The organism is Stenotrophomonas sp. YJH_SMC_122 (assembly GCF_059369535.1).
Genome location: NZ_JCAFST010000002.1, coordinates 232,675 through 250,524, shown reverse-complemented (window position 1 = coordinate 250,524; position 17,850 = coordinate 232,675). Strand labels below are relative to the sequence as shown.

Here is a 17,850-nt window from a genome sequence, read left to right as displayed (position 1 = left end):
GTGGGGAGCGGATCCCCCGCAGGGGGCTCTGACCCCTTCAGGGTTGCCGGCCAGCGGCCGGCACTTCGGGGGAGCCGGCCCGCCACAGGGCGGGCCGGGTCGTGCCTTATTTCTTGACCGGGTTGCCTTCGGCGTCGATCACCGTCACCTCGCCCAGGTTCAGCGCACGCACGGCCGCTTCGGTCTGCTTGAGGTCACCCACCACCACCCAGGTCAGGGCCTGCGGCTTGATCTCGGCGGCGGCCTGCTGCACCTGCGCCGGGGTCATCGCTTCGATCTCGGCCTTGCGCCGCAGCACGTAATCGTCCGGGCGCTTGAACTGCACGATCGAACCGATGGTCGACGCCACCGCACTGGCGGTCTCGTAGGCACCGGGCAGGCTCAGGGTCTGGATGTTGCGGATGCGGTTGACCTCGGCAGCGGTGGCCGGCTTGCTGCCATCGGCGAACGCGGCGATTTCCTTGCGCATTTCCGCCAGTGCCGGGCCGGTCTTGTCGATCTGCACCGGCGCGCTGGCCATCCACGGGCGCTGGCCCACCGAATTGACCGCGCTGCTGCGCGCACCGTACGACCAGTGCTTGTCCTCGCGCAGGTTCATGTTCAGGCGCGAGGTGAAGTCGCCACCGATCACGCCGTTGGCGATGTCGAAGCGGGTCGAGCTGGTGGCACTGGAAGGTGCCACCACCTGGCCGGCGAACAGGTTGGCCTGTACCGCGCCCGGCTGGTCGATCAGGAAGACGCGCGGGCCTTTCGGCAGCGCAACGTCGGTGGCCGCCTTCACCTGCGGGGCCTCGCCACTGGCCTTCCAGTCGCCCAGCTGCTTGTCCAGCAGCGGCACGATCTCGGCCAGGGTGGTGTCGCCGACGACGATCAAGGTGCCGTTCTGCGGGCGCAGCCAGTCCTGGTGGAAGTCGACCAGGTCCTCGCGGGTCAGGCCGTTGATCGCCGCCTCGTCACCGCTACCGGTAAACGGAATGGCATACGGGTGGCCCTTGCCGTACAGCAGCGGGGGCAGCACGCGCATCGCCACCGCACCCGGGTTGACCTTCTCCTGCTGGATGCCCGCGATCCAGCTCGCCTTGACCCGGTCGATCTCGCCCTGCTCGAAGCGCGGCTCGCGCAGCAGGTCGCGGTACAGCGCCAGCGACGGCACCAGGTTTTCCTTCAGCGCCGACAAGTCCACGCTCATCGAGTCCAGGCCGGCCGAGGCATCCAGGCTGGCGCCCAGCGCATCTGCGGCGTCGGCGAAGGCCAGCGAGCCCAGCTTGCCGGCGCCTTCGGTCATCAGGCTCATGGTGAAGTTGGCGGTGCCCGGCTTGCGGCCCTGGTCGGCGCTGAAGCCGCCCGGGAACTGGTAGCTGAACTGCACCACCGGAATCTCGTGGCGCTCGGCCAGGATCACCTCGGTGCCGTTCTTCAGCGTGGCGCGCTGCAGCGCCGGGAACTTCAGCTGCGGGAACTCGCGGGTCTGAGGCACGCCGGCCTTGCGGTCGACCTGCTCGGGCAGGGTGCTGTACTTCGGGTCCACCGCCGGCACAGTGAACGGCTTCGGCGCCTGGCTCGGGTCTTCCTTCAGCGCCACGCGCTCACCCGGTGCGATCACCAGGGTGTGGCTGCCCTTGTCCAGCCACTGCGCGCCCAGCCGGCTCAGATCAGCAGCACTGGCCTTCTCGATGTTGGCCAGCGAGGCGCGGAAGCAGCCCGGGTCGCCGGTGAACACCGCGCACTCGGCCAGTGCATCGGCCTTGCCGCCGAAGCCACCGATGCGCTCGATGCCGCGGATGAAACCGGCGCGGGCACCGGTCTTGGCGCGCTCCAGTTCGGCCGCGGTCGGGCCCTGCTTGATCAGCCGGTCCAGTTCCTCGTCGATGATCTTCTCGACCTTGGCCGGGTCCTGGCCCTGCTTGACCGTGGCCATGATCACGAAGTTCGAGCCCAGCTGCGAAGTCGACAGGCCCGACGCGATGCTGTCCACCAGCTTGTCCTGGTGCTGCAGGCGCTGGCTCAGGCGCGAAGACTTGGCACCGCCCAGCACCTGCGCGAACAACTGCAGCTGATCGACCTCGGTGGTGCCGACCTGCGGTACGTTCCATGCACGGTAGATGCGCGCCTGCGGCACCTTGTCGGTCATCGTCTCGCGCGTGTCGGCACTGCGCTTGGCCACGTTCACCGCCGGCTGCGCCATGGTCGGGCCGGCCGGGATGCTGCCGAAGTACTTGGCGACCTTTTCCTTGGCGGTGGCCAGGTCGATGTCGCCGGCCAGCACCAGCACCGCGTTGTTCGGGCCGTACCAGGTGCGGAACCAGGTCTTCACGTCATCCAGCGACGCCGCGTTCAGATCGTTCATCGACCCGATCACGCCGTGGTGGTATGGGTGGCCCACCGGGTACAGCGCCTTGTTGAGCTGGTCCCAGGCCTGGCCGTAGGGCTGGTTCTCGCCCTGGCGCTTCTCGTTCTGCACCACGCCACGCTGCTCGTCGAGCGCGGCCTGGTCGATCGCACCGACCAGATGGCCCATGCGGTCCGATTCCATCCACAGCGCCATGTCCAGCGCGGTGGTCGGCACGTTCTCGAAGTAATTGGTGCGATCGGTGTTGGTGGTGCCGTTCTGGTTGGTGGCACCGACCTGCTTGAACGGTTCGAAGAATTCGCCGTCGTGGTTTTCGCTGCCCTGGAACATCAGGTGTTCGAACAGGTGCGCGAAGCCGGTACGACCAGCCGGCTCGTCCTTGCTGCCCACGTGGTACCAGACGTTGACCGCGACGATCGGCGCCTTGCGATCGGTATGCACGATCACGCGCAGGCCGTTGGGCAGGGTGAACTGCTCGTACGGGATATCGACCTTGGCCGGTGCCGCGGGCCTGGCGGCAAGCGCGGAGGTAGGAGCAAGCGTGCCCAGGGCGGTGCTGAGGGCGACGGCCAGCAATGCGGTGCGCGGGCGAAGGGCGAGAGACATATCCGGATCCTTGGTCACATAGGTGAACCCCGATCCTAGCCTGCGCACGCGGCGGCAGGAATCGGTCGCCAGTCACTGGGGGTGTTTGCCCAGATGGCCATCGAGCCCGACGCCCACGGGCGCTCTTGAAACGTCACAGACGCCGGCTGAAGGCGTCCGGACAGTGTCCGCGGCTTATCGAATGGACAGGTGTCCGCCCAGCGGACACTTTCGGGACCACACAAAAGCCTTGCAAATCAATAACTAAAAGTTGGCACGCGGATTGCTTGGTACTTCCTGCGCCAGGAAGGGCTTCAGACAAAAGCTGACTGAAGACTGAACAAATGCAGGAAATCGAAAATTTCTCTTGCATGTCCAGAACTGGTGTACTACCTTACTACCACACCACTGCTCACCAACACTAAACAGGCCCCGTCATGAACGCCAAGACCATTGCCATCGCCATCGCCCTGATCGCCGGCACCGCGGTTGTTTCGTCGGTGCAGGCCTCCGAATCCATCAAGACCCTGTCCACCGTGCAGGTTCGCCCGGCCGCCGACCAGCTGGCCCAGCAGGCCTGGGAACAGGCCAGCGGCATCCCGACCCTGGCCACCGTGGAAGTGCGCCCGAGCGCCGACCAGCTGGCCGAGCGCAACGGCTACGTCGCCGCCCCGGTTGCCGCCGCGCTGCCGATCACCACGCTGGCCTCGGTGGAAGTGCGCCCAAGCCTGGAACAGCGCGTCGCCCTGGCCGCCGAACTGGAAGCCCAGCGCTACGCCGCCACTCTGGCTGCGGCCGCGACCAACGTCGCCCACTCGGTCATCGTCAACCTGCCGGCCCTGCAGGTGCGTCCGAGCGCCGCCGATCTGCAGGCCCTGGCCACCGAAACCGCCCAGGTCCTGCTGCGCCCGTAACCGGTGCCGCCCTGCCCCGAGCAGGGCGTGCGCCGTAAAGGCGGCGGTCGTCGCAGGTACACTGCGCCGATGAATGCCGCGCCCCCGTTCCACGTGATCCTGTTCCAACCGGAAATCCCGCCCAACACGGGCAATGTGATCCGGCTCTGCGCCAACACCGGCGCGCAACTGCACCTGGTCGAGCCGCTCGGCTTCGCACTGGAAGACAAGCAGCTCAAGCGCGCCGGCCTGGACTACCACGAGTACTCGCGCCTGCAGGTGCACCCCGACCTGGACACCGCACTGGCGCGGATCGCACCGATCCGGTTGTTCGCACTCAGTACGCGCGCCAGCGTGCGCTACGACAGCGTGGCCTTTGAAGAGGGCGATGCGTTCCTGTTCGGCCCGGAAAGCCGCGGCCTGCCGCAGGAGGTGCTCGATGCCCTGCCCGACGGCCGCCGCCTGCGCCTGCCGATGCGGCCGGGCAACCGCAGCCTCAATCTTTCCAACACCGTTGCCGTGGTGATGTACGAGGCGTGGCGGCAGCATGGGTTTGCCGGCGGCGCGTAGCGCCACGCGCCTCTCTTCTGCCTGATTGTTGCTGTGGCGGGCGCATGCGTTCATGGGCGTTACTTTTCTTTCCGCGCGGAAAGAAAAGTAACCAAAAGAAACGCGCCGCCGTCTGCGAGCTGGTGCTGCGCACCGGTACCCTGCGCTCCTCGGCCCGCCGGGGGACGGCGCGGAACTCGCTGCGCTCAGACACCCGCGCCTCTTCGCCCCCGCCGGACCTGCGGTGCTCGGCTCGCTTCAAGGCGGACCCAACAGCCGCGCGGTACAGGCTGTCCTTGAATCCATCGCGGTCCGGTGCGCGGTTCGGTACACCGATCGCTCGCCTGCGAATACGCTGCTGGGCAATGCCGGCCAGCGGCCGGCACTACCACTTCGCGCTGGCCAGCGGCCGGCACTACCGGTGCACTCAGAACGCGTTGATGCCGGTCAGTTCGCGGCCGATCACCAGCTGGTGCACGGTCTCGGTGCCTTCATAGGTGATCACCGATTCCAGGTTCAGCGCGTGCCGGATCGCCACGTGTTCGGTGGTGATGCCAGCCCCACCGAGCAGATCGCGACACTCGCGGGCGATGTCGATGGCCATGCGGCAGTTGTTCCACTTGGCCAGGCTGACCTGCTGCGGCTGCAGCTGGCCGGCTTCCTTCAGCCGGCCCAGCTGCAGGGCCAACAGCTGGGCGGTGGTGATGCGGCGGGCCATTTCCGCCAGCTTGATCTGCGCGCTCTGGGTGGCCGCCAGCGGGCGGCCGAACAGCACGCGCTCCTTGGCGTAGCCCAGCGCTTCATCCAGGCAGGCGATGGCCGCGCCGATCGGGCCCCAGCTGATGCCATAGCGGGCCTGGGTCAGGCAGCCCAGCGGCCCCTTCAGGCCCTTCACGTTCGGCAGGCGGTGGCTGTCGGGCACGCGCACGTCATCGAAGAACAGCGCACCGGTCAGCGATGCGCGCAGGCTCATCTTGTGCTTGATTTCCTGCGTGGTGAAGCCAGCCATGCCCTTCTCCAGCACGAAGCCCTGGATGCCGTCCTCGGTCTGTGCCCAGACGATGGCCAGGTCGGCCACCGGGCCGCTGGTGATCCACATCTTGCTGCCGCTGATGCGCCAGTCGCTGCCGTCGCGCACCGCGCGGGTCTTCATGCTGGCCGGGTCGGACCCACCGTGCGCCTCGGTCAGGCCGAAGCAGCCGATCAGTTCGCCGCGTGCCATCGCCGGCAACCACTGCTGGCGCTGTTCTTCGCTGCCGTACGCGTAGATGGGATACATGCACAGCGAGCTCTGCACCGAGACGAAGCTGCGCAGGCCCGAATCGCCGCGCTCCAGCTCCTGGCAGATCAGGCCATAGCTGACCGCGCCGAGGCCACCGCCGCCGTACTGGGTCGGCAGGGTCGCGCCCAGCAGGCCCAACGAAGCGATCTCAGGCACCAGTTCGTCGGGGAAGCGGGCCTGGTCGAAGGCATCGCCGATGATCGGCAGCACGCGCTCGTTGGTGAAGCGGGCGACGCTCTCCTGCACTGCGCGCTCTTCCTCGTTGAGCAGGGAACGGACATCGAACAGATCGTACGGATGCAAAGCCATGGCACTCACGCGCAGTCAGGACCCGGCCATTGTCGGTCATCCGCACGCATCGCGTCTGGTAGATGTGGACCTTGGTCCACACGGATGCAGGTCCGGGCGGTGAAGCAATGTGCCAACCCGAGGTTGGCACCTACCCGGCCACGATCATTACGCTGCACTGCAGCAATCATGAGGTGAACATCGTCGATCTAGCTCGATCACGCGCGGCCCGGTACCCTGACACATTCAAACAACCGTTTCGCCCGTGGCCGCACGCGCGATTCCCAGGCACCGCCGGTGGCCCCGATGCCGGCCCTACCCACGAGTCATGCAATCGATGAGCGCTGAAGCCAACGCCCTGCCCCCGCGTGAAGTAATGGAGTTCGACGTGGTGATCGTCGGCGCCGGCCCCGCCGGCCTGGCCACCGCGATCCGCCTGCGCCAGCGCGCGCTCGAAGCCGGCCGCGAGCTGTCGGTATGCGTGCTGGAGAAGGGCTCCGAACCGGGCGCGCACGTGCTGTCCGGCGCCGTGATGGATCCGCGCGCGCTGGCCGAACTGTTCCCGGACTGGGCCGAACGCGGCGCACCGCTGAAGCAGAAGGTCACCCGCGACGAGTTCCTGTTCCTGAGCGAGACCGGGTCGCGCAGCACGCCCAATGCGCTGCTGCCGGAGTGCTTCCACAACGAAGGCAACTACATCATCAGCCTGGGCGAAGTGACCCGCTGGCTGGCGCAGCAGGCCGAGGCGCTGGAGGTTGCGATCTTCCCTGGCTTCGCCGCTGCAGAAGTGTTGTACGGCGACAACGGCGAGGTGATCGGCGTGGCCACCGGCGACATGGGCATCGAGAAGGACGGCAGCATCGGCCCGGCCTTCGAGCGTGGGATGGCGCTGCACGCCAGGTACACGGTCTTCGCCGAAGGTGCTCGCGGCCACCTCGGCCGCCAGCTGATCGCCCGCTACAAACTGGACGAAGGCAAGGACCCGCAGGCCTACGGCATCGGCATCAAGGAGCTGTGGCAGATCGACCCGGCCAGGCACGAGCCGGGCCTGGTGGTGCATGCGGCTGGCTGGCCGCTGGACAGCGACACCTATGGCGGCGCGTTCCTCTACCACGCCGACGGTGGCAAGGTCGCCATCGGCTACGTGGTCGGCCTGGACTACAAGAACCCCTGGCTGAGCCCGTTCGAGGAATTCCAGCGCTTCAAGACCCATCCGGATATCCGCAAGCACCTGGAAGGCGGTACCCGCATCGGCTACGGCGCGCGTGCGATCACCGCCGGCGGCCTGCTGTCGCTGCCGAAGACGGTGTTCCCCGGTGGCGCGCTGGTCGGCTGCGAGGCCGGCTACCTCAACGCCAGCCGCATCAAGGGCAGCCATGCCGCGATCAAGACCGGCATGCTGTGCGCCGACGCTGCGTTCGACGCGCTGGCTGCCGACCGCCAGCACGATGAACTGAGCGCCTACCCGAAGGCGTTCGAATCGAGCTGGCTGTTCAACGAACTGCAGCAGGCCAAGAACTTCAAGCAGTGGTTCAAGAAGGGCCAGACCGTTGCCACGCTGATGACCGGCGTGGAGCAGTGGCTGCTGCCGAAGCTGGGCGTGCGCAACCCGCCGTGGACCCTGCACCGCACCCAGCCGGACCACGCCTGCCTGGAGCCGGCGTCCCAGCACACCCGCATCGCCTACCCCAAGCCCGATGGCGTGCTGACCTTCGATCGTCTCAGCTCGGTGTTCCTGAGCAGCACCAACCACGACGAGAACCAGCCCAGCCACCTGACGCTGAAGGATCCGAGCATTCCGGTGAAGGTGAACCTGGCCGAGTACGCCGGTCCCGAAGCACGTTACTGCCCGGCCGGCGTGTACGAGTTCGTCGGCGACGCCGACAACGCGCGCCTGCAGATCAACGCGCAGAACTGCGTGCACTGCAAGACCTGCGACATCAAGGACCCGACCCAGAACATCGTCTGGGTGACCCCGCAGGGCGGCGGCGGCCCGAACTACTCGGGCATGTGATCGCCCCGGGCTGCGACCGCGTGTCGCAGCCCGGCCGCTCCACCGCACCGCTATCCTGCCCGCCCATGCGTGCCTCCTGCCTGCTCACCACCGTTGCCGTGGCCCTGCTCGCCACGGCGTGCCAGCGCCCGCCTGCGGCGCCGGCCACGCCCGAACAGGCCCGGCAGCAGGCCATGCAGCGCGCGTTCGAACTGTGCGCCGGCTGCCACACCGTGCAGCCCGACGGCATCCACCGCTTCGGGCCGAACCTGCACGGCGTGATCGGCCGCCGCGCCGGCAGCCTGCCCGACTACGGCTATTCCGAGGGCATGCGCCGCGCCGACATCACCTGGAGCGCGCAGACCCTGGATGCGTTCCTGCAGTCGCCCACCCACGTGGTGCCCGGCACACGCATGTACAACGCCTTTCCCAGCGCCGAACGCCGCGCGCTGGTGATCGCTTACCTGCAACAGCAGTCGGCTCAGTGAGCCAGTCGCTGCAGCTGGTGCTGCAGCCGTGCCACGAACGCCGTTACAGCGGCGAACACCGGTGCCGGATCGGCCTCGGTCGCATCCTGCAGCCGCTCGACCAGCGCGTTGGCCTGCCCCGCCAGTGCGCTTGCCCCGATTGCCCCCAGACCACCCGCCTGGCGATGCAGGTGGAGCGCCGCAGTCTCGCGGTCACCGGCCCGCACGGCGCGCTGTACCGCCGCCAGATCACTTTCACTGGCCTGCAACAGGCTGTCACGCAGCTGCTCGGCCACGGCGCGCGAGCCATAGCGCTGCTGCAGGGTGGCCAGATCAGGCAGTACTTCGGCGTCGTCGGCGACAGTCTCCTGCACTGGCGACTCGAACGACTGGCCCTGTGCCTGCGGCAGCCAGCGCAGCAGCGCGGTGCGCAGCGTGGCCAGCGACAGCGGCTTGGCCAGCACCTCGTCCATGCCGGCCTCGCGGCAGCGGCGCGCATCGTCGTCCAGCACGCTGGCGGTCAATGCCAGCACCGTCAGTCGCGGCTGCCCGGTACGACCCTCGCGTTCGCGCAGCAGGCGGGTGAATCCAAACCCGTCGAGTACCGGCATGCGGCAGTCGGTAATGACCAGGTCGAAGGACTCCGATGACAGGCGGTCCAGCGCCTGCTGGCCGTCGCCCAGCAGCACATGGGGCACGCCCAGTTGCTGCAGCCGCCACGCCATCATCGCCTGGTTGGTCGGGTGATCCTCGATCACCAGCACCCGCGCCTGGCGCAACGCGGCGGGCAGCAGCGCGGTCTGCTCCTGCTCGGCCAGCAGCGCCGCCGCGTCCTCGCTGCCGGCCTCGACCAGCGAGACCCGCACTTCGGCGCGCGTGCCTTCGCCCAGCGTGCTGTGCAGGGTCAGTTCGCCCTGCATCATCTGCACCAGGCGCTGGCAGATGCTCAGGCCCAGGCCGGTGCCGCCGTGGTCACGCTGGATGTAGGCGCCGGCCTGGGTGAATGGCGCGAACAGGTGCTGCAGTTGTTCCGGTGCGATGCCCACGCCGGTGTCGGTCACGCTCAGGCACAGCGGCTGCACACCGTCCTCGCTGGTCGGCCCCAGCACCTCAAGCTGCAGGCGCACCTCGCCCTGGCTGGTGAACTTGATGGCATTGCTGAGCAGGTTGAACACGATCTGGCGCAGCCGTACGCCGTCCACTTCGTGGGCCGGCGCCAGCTGGGGATCGATCTGCACGTGCAGCGCCAGGCCACGCGCGCTGGCCTGCGGGGACAGCAGGCGGCACACGCTTTCCAGCAGGGGCCGCAGCGGTTGCGGCACCGGCTCCAGGCGCAGTGCACCTGCTTCCAGCCGCGAGTAATCGAGGATGTCGTCGAGGATCTGCCGCAGCATCTGCGCCGAATCCTCGATCACGCCGAGGATGCGCTGCTGCTCGCTGTCCAGCGGTGAGTGCGCCAGCACCTCCAGCATGCCCAGCACGCCGCTCATCGGCGTACGGATCTCGTGGCTCATCGTGGCCAGGAAACGCGATTTGGCCTCAGCGGCCTGCTCGGCGTCCGCCTTCGCCGCCGCCAGTGCGTCGGCCTGCATCCGGGCTTCGCTTACATCCACCCAGTACCCGCTCCAGATCACCGCGCCTTCTTCGGCGGCGTAGGGATGGGCCTGGCTGCGCACCCAGCGCACGCCTTCCCCGTCGCTGCGCAGGCGGAACTCCAGGATCAACGGCGCGAACTGGTGCGCGGCCTGCTCGATGGAATGCAGGATGCGCGCGCGGTCCTCCTGCTCGACGCGTTCCAGCAACACCCTCGCATCCTGTTCGGCCTGCTGCCGGGTGATGCCGAACAATGCAGGCAGGTCGCCGGCGATGAACGGGAAGCTCAGCGTGCCATCGGCATCGCGACGGGCCTGGTAGACCACCGCCGGCAGGTTGTCGGTCACCTCGGCCAGTCGCTGCTCCAGCTGGCGGCGTCCTGCCACCTCACGGCGCAGCCGCCAATGGCCCACGCCATGCACCAGCAGCGCGGTCAACAGCACCATCAGCACCGGCACGCCCCACCGCAGCAGATTGCTCCAGTCGACCCCATTGCGGTACTCCACCGCCAGCCAATCGCTGCGCAGCGCCTCGCGCTTGCGTGGGGTCATCTGCAGCAGCAGGCGATCGAAGGTCGTGGCCAGGGCCGCATGGCGGCGATCCACTGCCAGCGCCAGCTGGTCGTTGAAACCGGCCGGAGCCGCTACCTGCATCCGCCCCGGGAAACGGCTGCGCAGCAGGTGATCGACCACGGCAAGGTTGCCGACATAGGCATCGGCTTCACCCTCGAGCAGGCGCTGCAGCGCCTGCTCGGCACTCCGCGCAGCAATGATCCGGGCCTGCGGCGCCTGCTGCTGCACATAGCCACGCACGCGCTCCGGGTCGGACAGCAGCACGCGCTTGCCCTGCAGGTCGGCCAGGCCCAGCAGCGACTCACCATCGCTCCTGACCACAATCACGTTCGGCACGCTGATGAAGGGCTGGCTGAACACCCAGTCCGGGCCCAGGTAGCGCGAATCAACGGGTATGCCCATCACCGCCTGCAGTTCACCGCGGCGGGCCTTCTCACGCACCTCGTACCAGTCATGGCTGTTCTCGACCTTCAGGTTGGCGCCGGCCTGCATCAGGCGCTGCAGGTACTCGCTGGCCAGGCCACTGGGCCGGCCATCCTCGCCGGTGAACGACAGGGGCGCGGCATTCGGCGCGAAACCGATCATCAGCGGCTTCTCCAGCACACGCTTCTCGGCCTGGCTCAGCGCCAGCTGCGCCGATGCCGACCAGTGCGGCGGTGACAACCAGCGTTGTGCGAGGGCATCGCGCTGGGCCTGGCTGGTCGCGGCCAGCGCCAGGTCCAGGGCTTCGGCCAGCGGTTGCTTGCTGTTGGGAATGCCGAAGTGCAGCCGCTCAGGGGGCAGGTCGCTCGGCCGCAGCAGCGCCACGCCCTGCAGGCGCCGGCTGGCAATCAGCTCGGTGGCGACAAAGGCATTGCCGATGTAGACGTCGGCCTTGTCGTCTATGACCATCTGCAATGCGCTCAACGTGTCGTTTGCGACAAGCTGGCGGGCACGCGGGAATCGGGCGCGCACCTGCGGACCGGTCAGGAAATCCTGCTCGATCACGACCCTCAGGCCATCCAGGTCCGGCATGTCGGAGGCACGCAGGTCATCGGGCCGGCCCACCAGTGCGAGGGGCGCCTCACTGTAGGCCGCGGTATAGACCATGCAGCGGGTGCGGTCGGCACTGAGGCCAACATTCATCACCACGTCGATCTCGCCACGACATGCCGCATCCAGCACGGATGTCCAGTCCGGATAGCGGCGCGCCTCGACCTTCACATCGAGCTGGCGAGCAAGATGCGACAGGTAGTCCGGTCCCAGCCCGACCTGCTCGCCATCACGGAGGGACTCGAAGGGCGGCCAGCCACTGTCATACTGCCCGACAACGATGGTCGGATGCGCCACCAGGTATTCGCGCTGCAACGGGCTGAGCGGCAGCAGGCCAGGGGCCGGCTGTGCCTGGGCCACGGGCAGCGCCAGCACCGCCAGCAGCAGGAGCAGCCCGCGAACAGCCCACCTACGCATCTGCGTCGATCTCCTAGAATCCTGCCAGGGACCGCGATCGTCGCGGTCCGGCGTGCCCGATGGCCATACTAGAGCATGAGCTTGCGCATCATCATCGCAGACGATCACCCGGTGGTCCGCATCGGTACCCGCGCCGTCATCGAGTCCAGTGGCGTGGGCCGCGTGGTCGGCGAGGCCGACAGCGCGCAGGCACTGATGACCCTGCTCGCCAACCAGCCCTGTGACCTGCTGGTCACCGACTACTCCATGCCGGGCAGCCCGCAGGCCGATGGCTTCGCCATGATCGGCATGATCCGGCGCCGCCACCCGGACCTGCCGGTGCTGATGCTCAGCGTTTCCAGCAACCTGGCGATCCTGCGCATGGTGCTCGACAGTGGTGTGCTCGGCCTGGTCGACAAGAGTTCGTCGATGGACGAGCTGCCGCAGGCGATCCAGGCGGTCTACCGCGGCCAGCCCTACATCAGCCGCAGCCTGCGCGAGCGGGTCGAGGCAGCCGGCAGCTGGCGCATGCGCGAGGGTGACGGCAAGCCGCTGTCCCCGCGCGAGGTGGAGGTGCTGCGCCTGCTCGGCACCGGCATGACAGTGAAGGAGATCTCGCTGCTGCTGCACAAGAGCGTCAGCACCATCAGCCGGCAGAAGGGCGACGCGATGCTCAAGCTGGGGTTGAAGGGCGATGCCGAATTGTTCGACTACCTGCGTGACGGCAAAATCTGAGACGCGATTCACATAATCGCCCCGGCAACGGCGGCCGCCTTGCTGGTCTGCGGATCTGTACCAGGATGAACGGGCGTGGGTTCTCAATTCGAGGTCGAAGGAATCGACCCGGCTCATGTCCGGCCGCCAGCCGCGTCACCGTGGAGACGCGGGCCGCCAGCGAGCGACGGGCGTCTGACATGCCAACGCCTTGGCAGAGAAGGGAGGGCCCACGCCCGCGTGGCCTTTTCCCTTTCTGCCAGCTGAGCGGCCGAGGCCGCTTTCAGCCTTGCTTCATGCCACCTGCCGCTAGATGAATGCGCAAGCCGCTCGATACGCCAGGCAATGTTCCGGCAATGTTGGAACGCCAGCGTGGACATCACGGCAGCCGGGGCGCCCCGCGCCCTCCCTGCCCAGCGTGGCATGCACCTCACAGGAGAACGAATCATGCTCAGTACTTCCACACTCAGCTTCCGTGGTCTGGCGATGGCGCTGGCACTGGTGGCCGGTGTCGCCGTGGTCAGCGATGCCAGCGCGATGTCGAGGAAGGACAAGCGCACCCTGGTCGGCGCCGTGGTCGGTGGCGTGGCCGGCAACCTGCTCTCCAACGGTGATCCTGCCGCCACCGTCGGTGGTGCCGTGGCCGGCGGCGCGATCGGCAATCTGACCACCTCCGACCGCCGCGACCGTCGTTATTACGACAATCGTTACTATGACAACCGCTACGACCGCCGCTACGATCGTGGCTACTACCGCAGCGGTTACTACGACCGTGGCGACGACCGCCGCTGGCAGCGCGAGCGTTACTACGACAACCGCTACTACCACGACCGCGGTCGCCATCGCGGCTGGTAAACGGCACGGCGGCGGTACCCCTGCCGATGGCAGAGACGGGCGGGTCGATGACCCGCCCGTTTGCGTTGGCCGCGCGCATGGCGTTGAATGCGCAGCCTTGGATGTGACTTTCCCCTCTCGGGCCGCGGCATGACGTCTTCCTCCCACCGTGTGCAGGGCCTCAACAACGACGAGGTGGCTGCCGACTGGCCACCGATCAGCGCGGCGGACATCGCATGGCTGCGCCAGCGCTACTCGCAGCTGGACAGCGGCAGCCAGCCACGCTGGCACAGCCCGCGGCCACTGTCGGCTGCCGCCATCGTCGATGGCACGCGCGGCGCAGTGTTCATCAAGCGCCATCACCACAGCGTGCGCAACGCGGCCTGCCTGGAGGAAGAGCACCGCTTCATCGCCCATCTCGCCGCTGCCGGCGTGCCGGTGGTGCAGGTGCTGGCGGCAACCGATGGCCACACCGCGGTCGAGCACGGCGAATGGACGTTTGAACTGCACGACGTCGGCGTAGGCGACGACCTGTACCGCGACGCGGTGTCGTGGTCGCTGCTGACCGATGTCGCGCAGGCCCGCGAAGCCGGACGCGCACTCGCACAGCTGCACCGCGCCGCCGCCAGCTACCACGCGCCCCAGCGCAGCACCCATCTGCTGGTGGCGCGCGACGACCTGATCCGCGCCGACGATCCGATTGCCGCAATCAAGGCAGGGCTGCACGAGCGCCCCGGCCTGGCCCGCTATCTCGCGCGCATTCCGTGGGAAACGCAGCTGCGGCGTGACGTGCTGCCGTGGCACACGGGACTGGCCGAGCGCCTGCACGACGAACCACGGCTGTGGGCGCACAACGACTGGCATGTCTCCAACCTGCTGTGGCGCGACGGGCAGGTCAGCACCGTGCTGGATTTCGGCCTGACCTCGCCCACCAGCGCACTGTTCGACCTCGCCACCGCAATCGAGCGCAACGCCGTGGCATGGCTGGAACTGGCGCGCGGCATGGAGGCAGTGCGCATCGATATCGCGCTGGCGCTGCTCGATGGCTACCGCCAGGTGCTGCCGCTGTCGGCGGCACGCGTGCACCTGCTGGCCGACCTGCTGCCGATGGTGCATTTCGACTTCGCACTGTCCGAAGTGGAGTATTTCGAGGGCGTCACCGGCTCGACCGCCAATGCCGATGTGGCGTGGCAACCCTTCATGCTGGGGCATCCGGCGTGGTTCCACAGCGCGCCAGGGCAGGCACTGCTCAACGCGCTGCACGCGGCAGCCTGAAGGGCACCGGCTCGCAAATCCGTACCATTTGTAGTGAAATGGTCACCTGAAGCGGGGGTGCCTGGATCTGCCAGGCTGAGAGAGTCCCTTGGAACCTGATCCGGTTTGCACCGGCGTAGGGAGCTTTGAGCCGCAGCCACACCCCCATCCTGGGCCGGTGCACCTGCGCGCCGTCGCTTCGTCTCCCTTGTTGGCCGAAGACGAACCGAATGAACCGCTGCCTGCGCCCCACCGTGCTCTCCCTCGCCCTCTGTGCCGCGCTCCCGCTACATGCCAGCGAGGCCGAGGCCACCACCGATGCGGCCGCCATCGGCGCCGAACGCTCACCGACCGAACTGGCAGCGGTGCGCGTGCAGGCCGGCAAACCGAAGGCCGATACCTCGCGCGTGAACGCCTTCGGTGGCGGTTCGTGGAAGGACACGCCGGCTTCGGTGAATGTGCTCGAGCGCGACTATCTCGACCGCCGCCAGCTACGTTCGCTGTCCGAGCTGGCCAGCAATGATGCCTCGCTGGGTGATGCCTACGCGCCGGTGGGCTACTACCAGAACGTCGCCATCCGCGGCTTCGCCCTGGACGCCGCCACCGGCTACCGCTTCAATGGGCTGTCCATCGCCGGCGAGCAACGCCTGGCGCTGGAGAACGTGCAGTCGGTGGAGATCCTCAAGGGTGAAGCCGGCCTGGCGGCAGGCGTGATGGCGCCGGGCGGAATCATCAACTACATCGGCAAGCGCCCGGCCGAAGTGCGCACCGCCACGCTCGGTACCGATTCGGAAGGCTCGCGCTACGTCGCCGTCGATGTCGGCCACTGGATCACCCCGCGCTTCGGCCTGCGCCTGAATGCCGCATGGGACTCCAGCAATTCCTATGTCGAGCATGCCGATGGCCGCCGCAACTTCTACTCGCTGGCCGCCGACTGGCTGATCGGCGAACGCGGCAAGCTGGAGGTGGACGCCAATTACCAGACCAGTTCGCAACGTTCGGTGTCCGGCTACCAGCTGCTGGGCGCACGTGACCTGCCGCGCGGCGTCGACCGCGAGCACCTGCTCGGCTACCAGCCGTGGCAGCGGCCGGTGGATATCGCCAGCACCAACATCACCGCGCTGCATACCTACGACTTCAACGACGCTTGGCAATCACGTGTATCGGTGGGCCACAGCCGTTCGGTGATCGATGACAACGTCGCCTTCGCCTACGGCTGCTACTACGCCGCGCAATGTGCCGACGGCAGCGTGCCGGGCAACTACTTCGCGCCGAACGGCGACTATGACATCTACGACTACCGCAGTCCGGACGACACGCGCCGCAACCAGCAGGCTCGTGCCGAACTGCGTGGCCGCTTCGAGACCGGCAGCGTCGGCCACCAGCTGACCATCGGGGCCGACTACTTCCGCCGCACCGTGGACAGGCGCCCGAGCGTCAACGAGTACGTTGGCACCACCAACATCCACGACGCACCGGTGCCGGTGTTCGCGCCGTCGCCGAAGATGCCGGGCCCGTCCGCACGTCGCCTGGACAGCCGCCAGACCGCGTTCTTCGTGCTGGACCGGATCAGCTTCGGTGACGACTGGCAGTGGCTGGCCGGTGGCCGCTTCGTCCGCCTGGATGAGCGCGCCTATGACAAGCGCGGCACCCCGCAGCGGCACAGCCGCCTGTCGCGCTTCCTGCCACAGACCGCGGTGGTGTGGAAAGCCACCGACCAGCTCAACGCCTACGCCAGTTACGTGCGCGGCATTTCGCTGGGCCAGGAAGCGCCGTTCTGGACCAGCAACGCCGACACCTTCCTGCCGTCGGTACAGTCGCGGCAGCTGGAAGTGGGCCTGAAGTACGTGCCGGTCGAAGCGCTGACCCTGGGCGCGGCGGTGTTCCGCATTTCGCAGCCGTACCAGTACGCCAAGCCGGACAGCAGCGACGTGGGTTACACCTTCGTCGAGGAAGGCACCCAGACCCACACCGGCCTGGAGTTGACCGCCAACGGCCAGCTGACGGATGCACTGCAGATCGTCGCCAGTGCCAGCGTGCTGCAGGCGCGCGCGCGCGACACCGGCACGCCGGCCTATGAGGGTCATCAGCTGGTGAACGTGCCGAAGGTGCGTGCCAGCGTGCACGTGGCCTATGCGCTGCCGTTCGTGCAGGGCCTGGATGTCACTGGCGGGTGGCGCTATGCCGGTGCCAACGTGGCACGCGCCGACGGCGCCGTACGCGCGCCGGACTACTCGGTGTTCGATGCCGGCCTGCGTTTCCAGCACCGGCTGCACGAGCGCGCCGTGACCTGGAACCTGTCGGTGGACAACGTGTTCAACCGTTTCTACTGGCGCGATACCGGCAGCAGCGGCGGTGACTACTACCTGTTCCCCGGCGCACCGCGACAGGCGCGCCTGTCGGTGACGTTCGCGCTGTGAACGGCGTCGTGCTCGAGTGGACCGCCGCGCTGTGCAGCGTCCTCGGCGTCTGGCTGATGGCCCGCCGCCGGCTGTCTGCATGGCCGGTGGGCCTGCTGTCGGTCATGCTGTATGGCCTGGTGTTCGCCGAGGCCAAGCTGTACTCGGACACCCTGCTGCAGGTTGCCTTCGGTGGTTTCCTGATCTACGGCTGGCTCAACTGGCGCCAGCACGCCGCCGATGAGGGCAGCATCCGCATCGTGCCGCTGGCGCGAGGCAAGCTCTTGCGTGACCTGGCCATCGGCCTGTGCGGCGGCGTGACGCTGGGCGCCGGCATGCACAGCTTCACCGATGCCGCGCTGCCGTGGCTGGACGCGATGCTGACCGCGCTGAGCCTGGTCGGCCAGTGGTGGCAGGCACGCCGCCACGTCGCCTGCTGGTGGGTATGGATCGCCGTGGACGTGGTCTACGTGGGCGCCTACCTGTTCAAGTCGCTGCACGTGACCGCCGCGCTGTACGTGTTCTTCCTCGGTCTGGCCGTGTTCGGCCTGCGCGCATGGAGCGCGGCCGCGCGTGAACCGCAGGTGGCAACGCGGTAGAGCCGCGCCATGCGTGGCTGTTGCTGACAATCGGCGCGCCATCCACGCAT

12 protein-coding genes and 1 riboswitch are annotated in these 17,850 nt (G+C 67.8%); of the genes, 9 read left to right on the top strand and 3 right to left on the bottom strand.

What is annotated here, in order from left to right; genetic code table 11:
* Positions 1-106 precede the first annotated feature (106 nt).
* Complete coding sequence (locus AC5P66_RS04660; protein ID WP_495216101.1) at positions 107-2,956, bottom strand: M16 family metallopeptidase; 2,850 nt, start codon at positions 2,954-2,956, stop codon at positions 107-109.
* Between the two features lie 416 nt (positions 2,957-3,372).
* Here AC5P66_RS04660 and AC5P66_RS04655 point away from each other — a divergent pair, with 416 nt between their 5' ends.
* Entirely contained in the window at positions 3,373-3,849 is a 477-nt protein-coding gene (locus tag AC5P66_RS04655) for an XAC0231 family protein (RefSeq protein WP_049441064.1), read from the top strand.
* 69 nt (positions 3,850-3,918) lie between these two features.
* Complete coding sequence (locus AC5P66_RS04650; protein WP_099496096.1) at positions 3,919-4,398, top strand: tRNA (cytidine(34)-2'-O)-methyltransferase; 480 nt, start codon at positions 3,919-3,921, stop codon at positions 4,396-4,398.
* 406 nt (positions 4,399-4,804) lie between these two features.
* On the opposite strand, the gene AC5P66_RS04645 is transcribed toward AC5P66_RS04650, so the two are convergent.
* Positions 4,805-5,968: an acyl-CoA dehydrogenase family protein gene (locus AC5P66_RS04645; protein WP_049416607.1), complete on the bottom strand. Its 1,164-nt coding sequence runs from the start codon at positions 5,966-5,968 to the stop codon at positions 4,805-4,807.
* 316 nt (positions 5,969-6,284) lie between these two features.
* Here AC5P66_RS04645 and AC5P66_RS04640 point away from each other — a divergent pair, with 316 nt between their 5' ends.
* On the top strand, positions 6,285-7,961 hold the full coding sequence (locus tag AC5P66_RS04640; protein ID WP_049416605.1) for an electron transfer flavoprotein-ubiquinone oxidoreductase: 1,677 nt from the start codon (positions 6,285-6,287) through the stop codon (positions 7,959-7,961).
* A 65-nt stretch (positions 7,962-8,026) separates the two neighbouring features.
* A complete protein-coding gene (locus tag AC5P66_RS04635; protein WP_495216100.1) occupies positions 8,027-8,428 on the top strand; it encodes a c-type cytochrome in 402 nt (133 codons plus the stop codon).
* Here AC5P66_RS04635 and AC5P66_RS04630 read toward each other — a convergent pair.
* Complete coding sequence (locus tag AC5P66_RS04630) at positions 8,422-12,021, bottom strand: ATP-binding protein (protein ID WP_099496095.1); 3,600 nt, start codon at positions 12,019-12,021, stop codon at positions 8,422-8,424. The genes AC5P66_RS04635 and AC5P66_RS04630 overlap by 7 nt on opposite strands.
* Positions 12,022-12,096: 75 nt before the next feature.
* Between AC5P66_RS04630 and AC5P66_RS04625 the strand changes: the two genes are divergently transcribed.
* The 5 genes from AC5P66_RS04625 (at position 12,097) to pnuC (ending at position 17,800) form a co-directional block, all read left to right on the top strand.
* The gene (locus tag AC5P66_RS04625) at positions 12,097-12,735 is read left to right on the top strand and encodes a response regulator (protein ID WP_049439268.1); all 639 of its coding nucleotides are present in this window, start codon (positions 12,097-12,099) and stop codon (positions 12,733-12,735) included.
* A gap of 426 nt (positions 12,736-13,161) precedes the next feature.
* On the top strand, positions 13,162-13,569 hold the full coding sequence (locus tag AC5P66_RS04620; RefSeq protein WP_049416597.1) for a glycine zipper 2TM domain-containing protein: 408 nt from the start codon (positions 13,162-13,164) through the stop codon (positions 13,567-13,569).
* Between the two features lie 129 nt (positions 13,570-13,698).
* Positions 13,699-14,823, top strand: coding sequence for a phosphotransferase enzyme family protein (locus AC5P66_RS04615; RefSeq protein WP_099496094.1), 1,125 nt, complete (start codon positions 13,699-13,701; stop codon positions 14,821-14,823).
* A 43-nt stretch (positions 14,824-14,866) separates the two neighbouring features.
* Positions 14,867-14,962: riboswitch (TPP riboswitch) on the top strand.
* 70 nt (positions 14,963-15,032) lie between these two features.
* On the top strand, positions 15,033-17,222 hold the full coding sequence (locus AC5P66_RS04610) for a TonB-dependent receptor (protein ID WP_099496093.1): 2,190 nt from the start codon (positions 15,033-15,035) through the stop codon (positions 17,220-17,222).
* Positions 17,223-17,230: 8 nt separating this feature from the next.
* Complete coding sequence (gene pnuC / locus AC5P66_RS04605; protein ID WP_099488199.1) at positions 17,231-17,800, top strand: nicotinamide riboside transporter PnuC; 570 nt, start codon at positions 17,231-17,233, stop codon at positions 17,798-17,800.
* Positions 17,801-17,850: the final 50 nt, after the last annotated feature.

Excerpts from the sequence above, each read along its gene's own strand:
- AC5P66_RS04660 (WP_495216101.1), bottom strand. The coding sequence starts at position 2,956 with ATGTCTCTCGCCCTTCGCCCGCGCACCGCATTGCTGGCCGTCGCCCTC.
- AC5P66_RS04655 (WP_049441064.1), top strand. The coding sequence starts at position 3,373 with ATGAACGCCAAGACCATTGCCATCGCCATCGCCCTGATCGCCGGCACC.
- AC5P66_RS04650 (WP_099496096.1), top strand. The coding sequence starts at position 3,919 with ATGAATGCCGCGCCCCCGTTCCACGTGATCCTGTTCCAACCGGAAATC.
- AC5P66_RS04645 (WP_049416607.1), bottom strand. The coding sequence starts at position 5,968 with ATGGCTTTGCATCCGTACGATCTGTTCGATGTCCGTTCCCTGCTCAAC.
- AC5P66_RS04640 (WP_049416605.1), top strand. The coding sequence starts at position 6,285 with ATGAGCGCTGAAGCCAACGCCCTGCCCCCGCGTGAAGTAATGGAGTTC.
- AC5P66_RS04635 (WP_495216100.1), top strand. The coding sequence starts at position 8,027 with ATGCGTGCCTCCTGCCTGCTCACCACCGTTGCCGTGGCCCTGCTCGCC.
- AC5P66_RS04630 (WP_099496095.1), bottom strand. The coding sequence starts at position 12,021 with ATGCGTAGGTGGGCTGTTCGCGGGCTGCTCCTGCTGCTGGCGGTGCTG.
- AC5P66_RS04625 (WP_049439268.1), top strand. The coding sequence starts at position 12,097 with ATGAGCTTGCGCATCATCATCGCAGACGATCACCCGGTGGTCCGCATC.
- AC5P66_RS04620 (WP_049416597.1), top strand. The coding sequence starts at position 13,162 with ATGCTCAGTACTTCCACACTCAGCTTCCGTGGTCTGGCGATGGCGCTG.
- AC5P66_RS04615 (WP_099496094.1), top strand. The coding sequence starts at position 13,699 with ATGACGTCTTCCTCCCACCGTGTGCAGGGCCTCAACAACGACGAGGTG.
- AC5P66_RS04610 (WP_099496093.1), top strand. The coding sequence starts at position 15,033 with ATGAACCGCTGCCTGCGCCCCACCGTGCTCTCCCTCGCCCTCTGTGCC.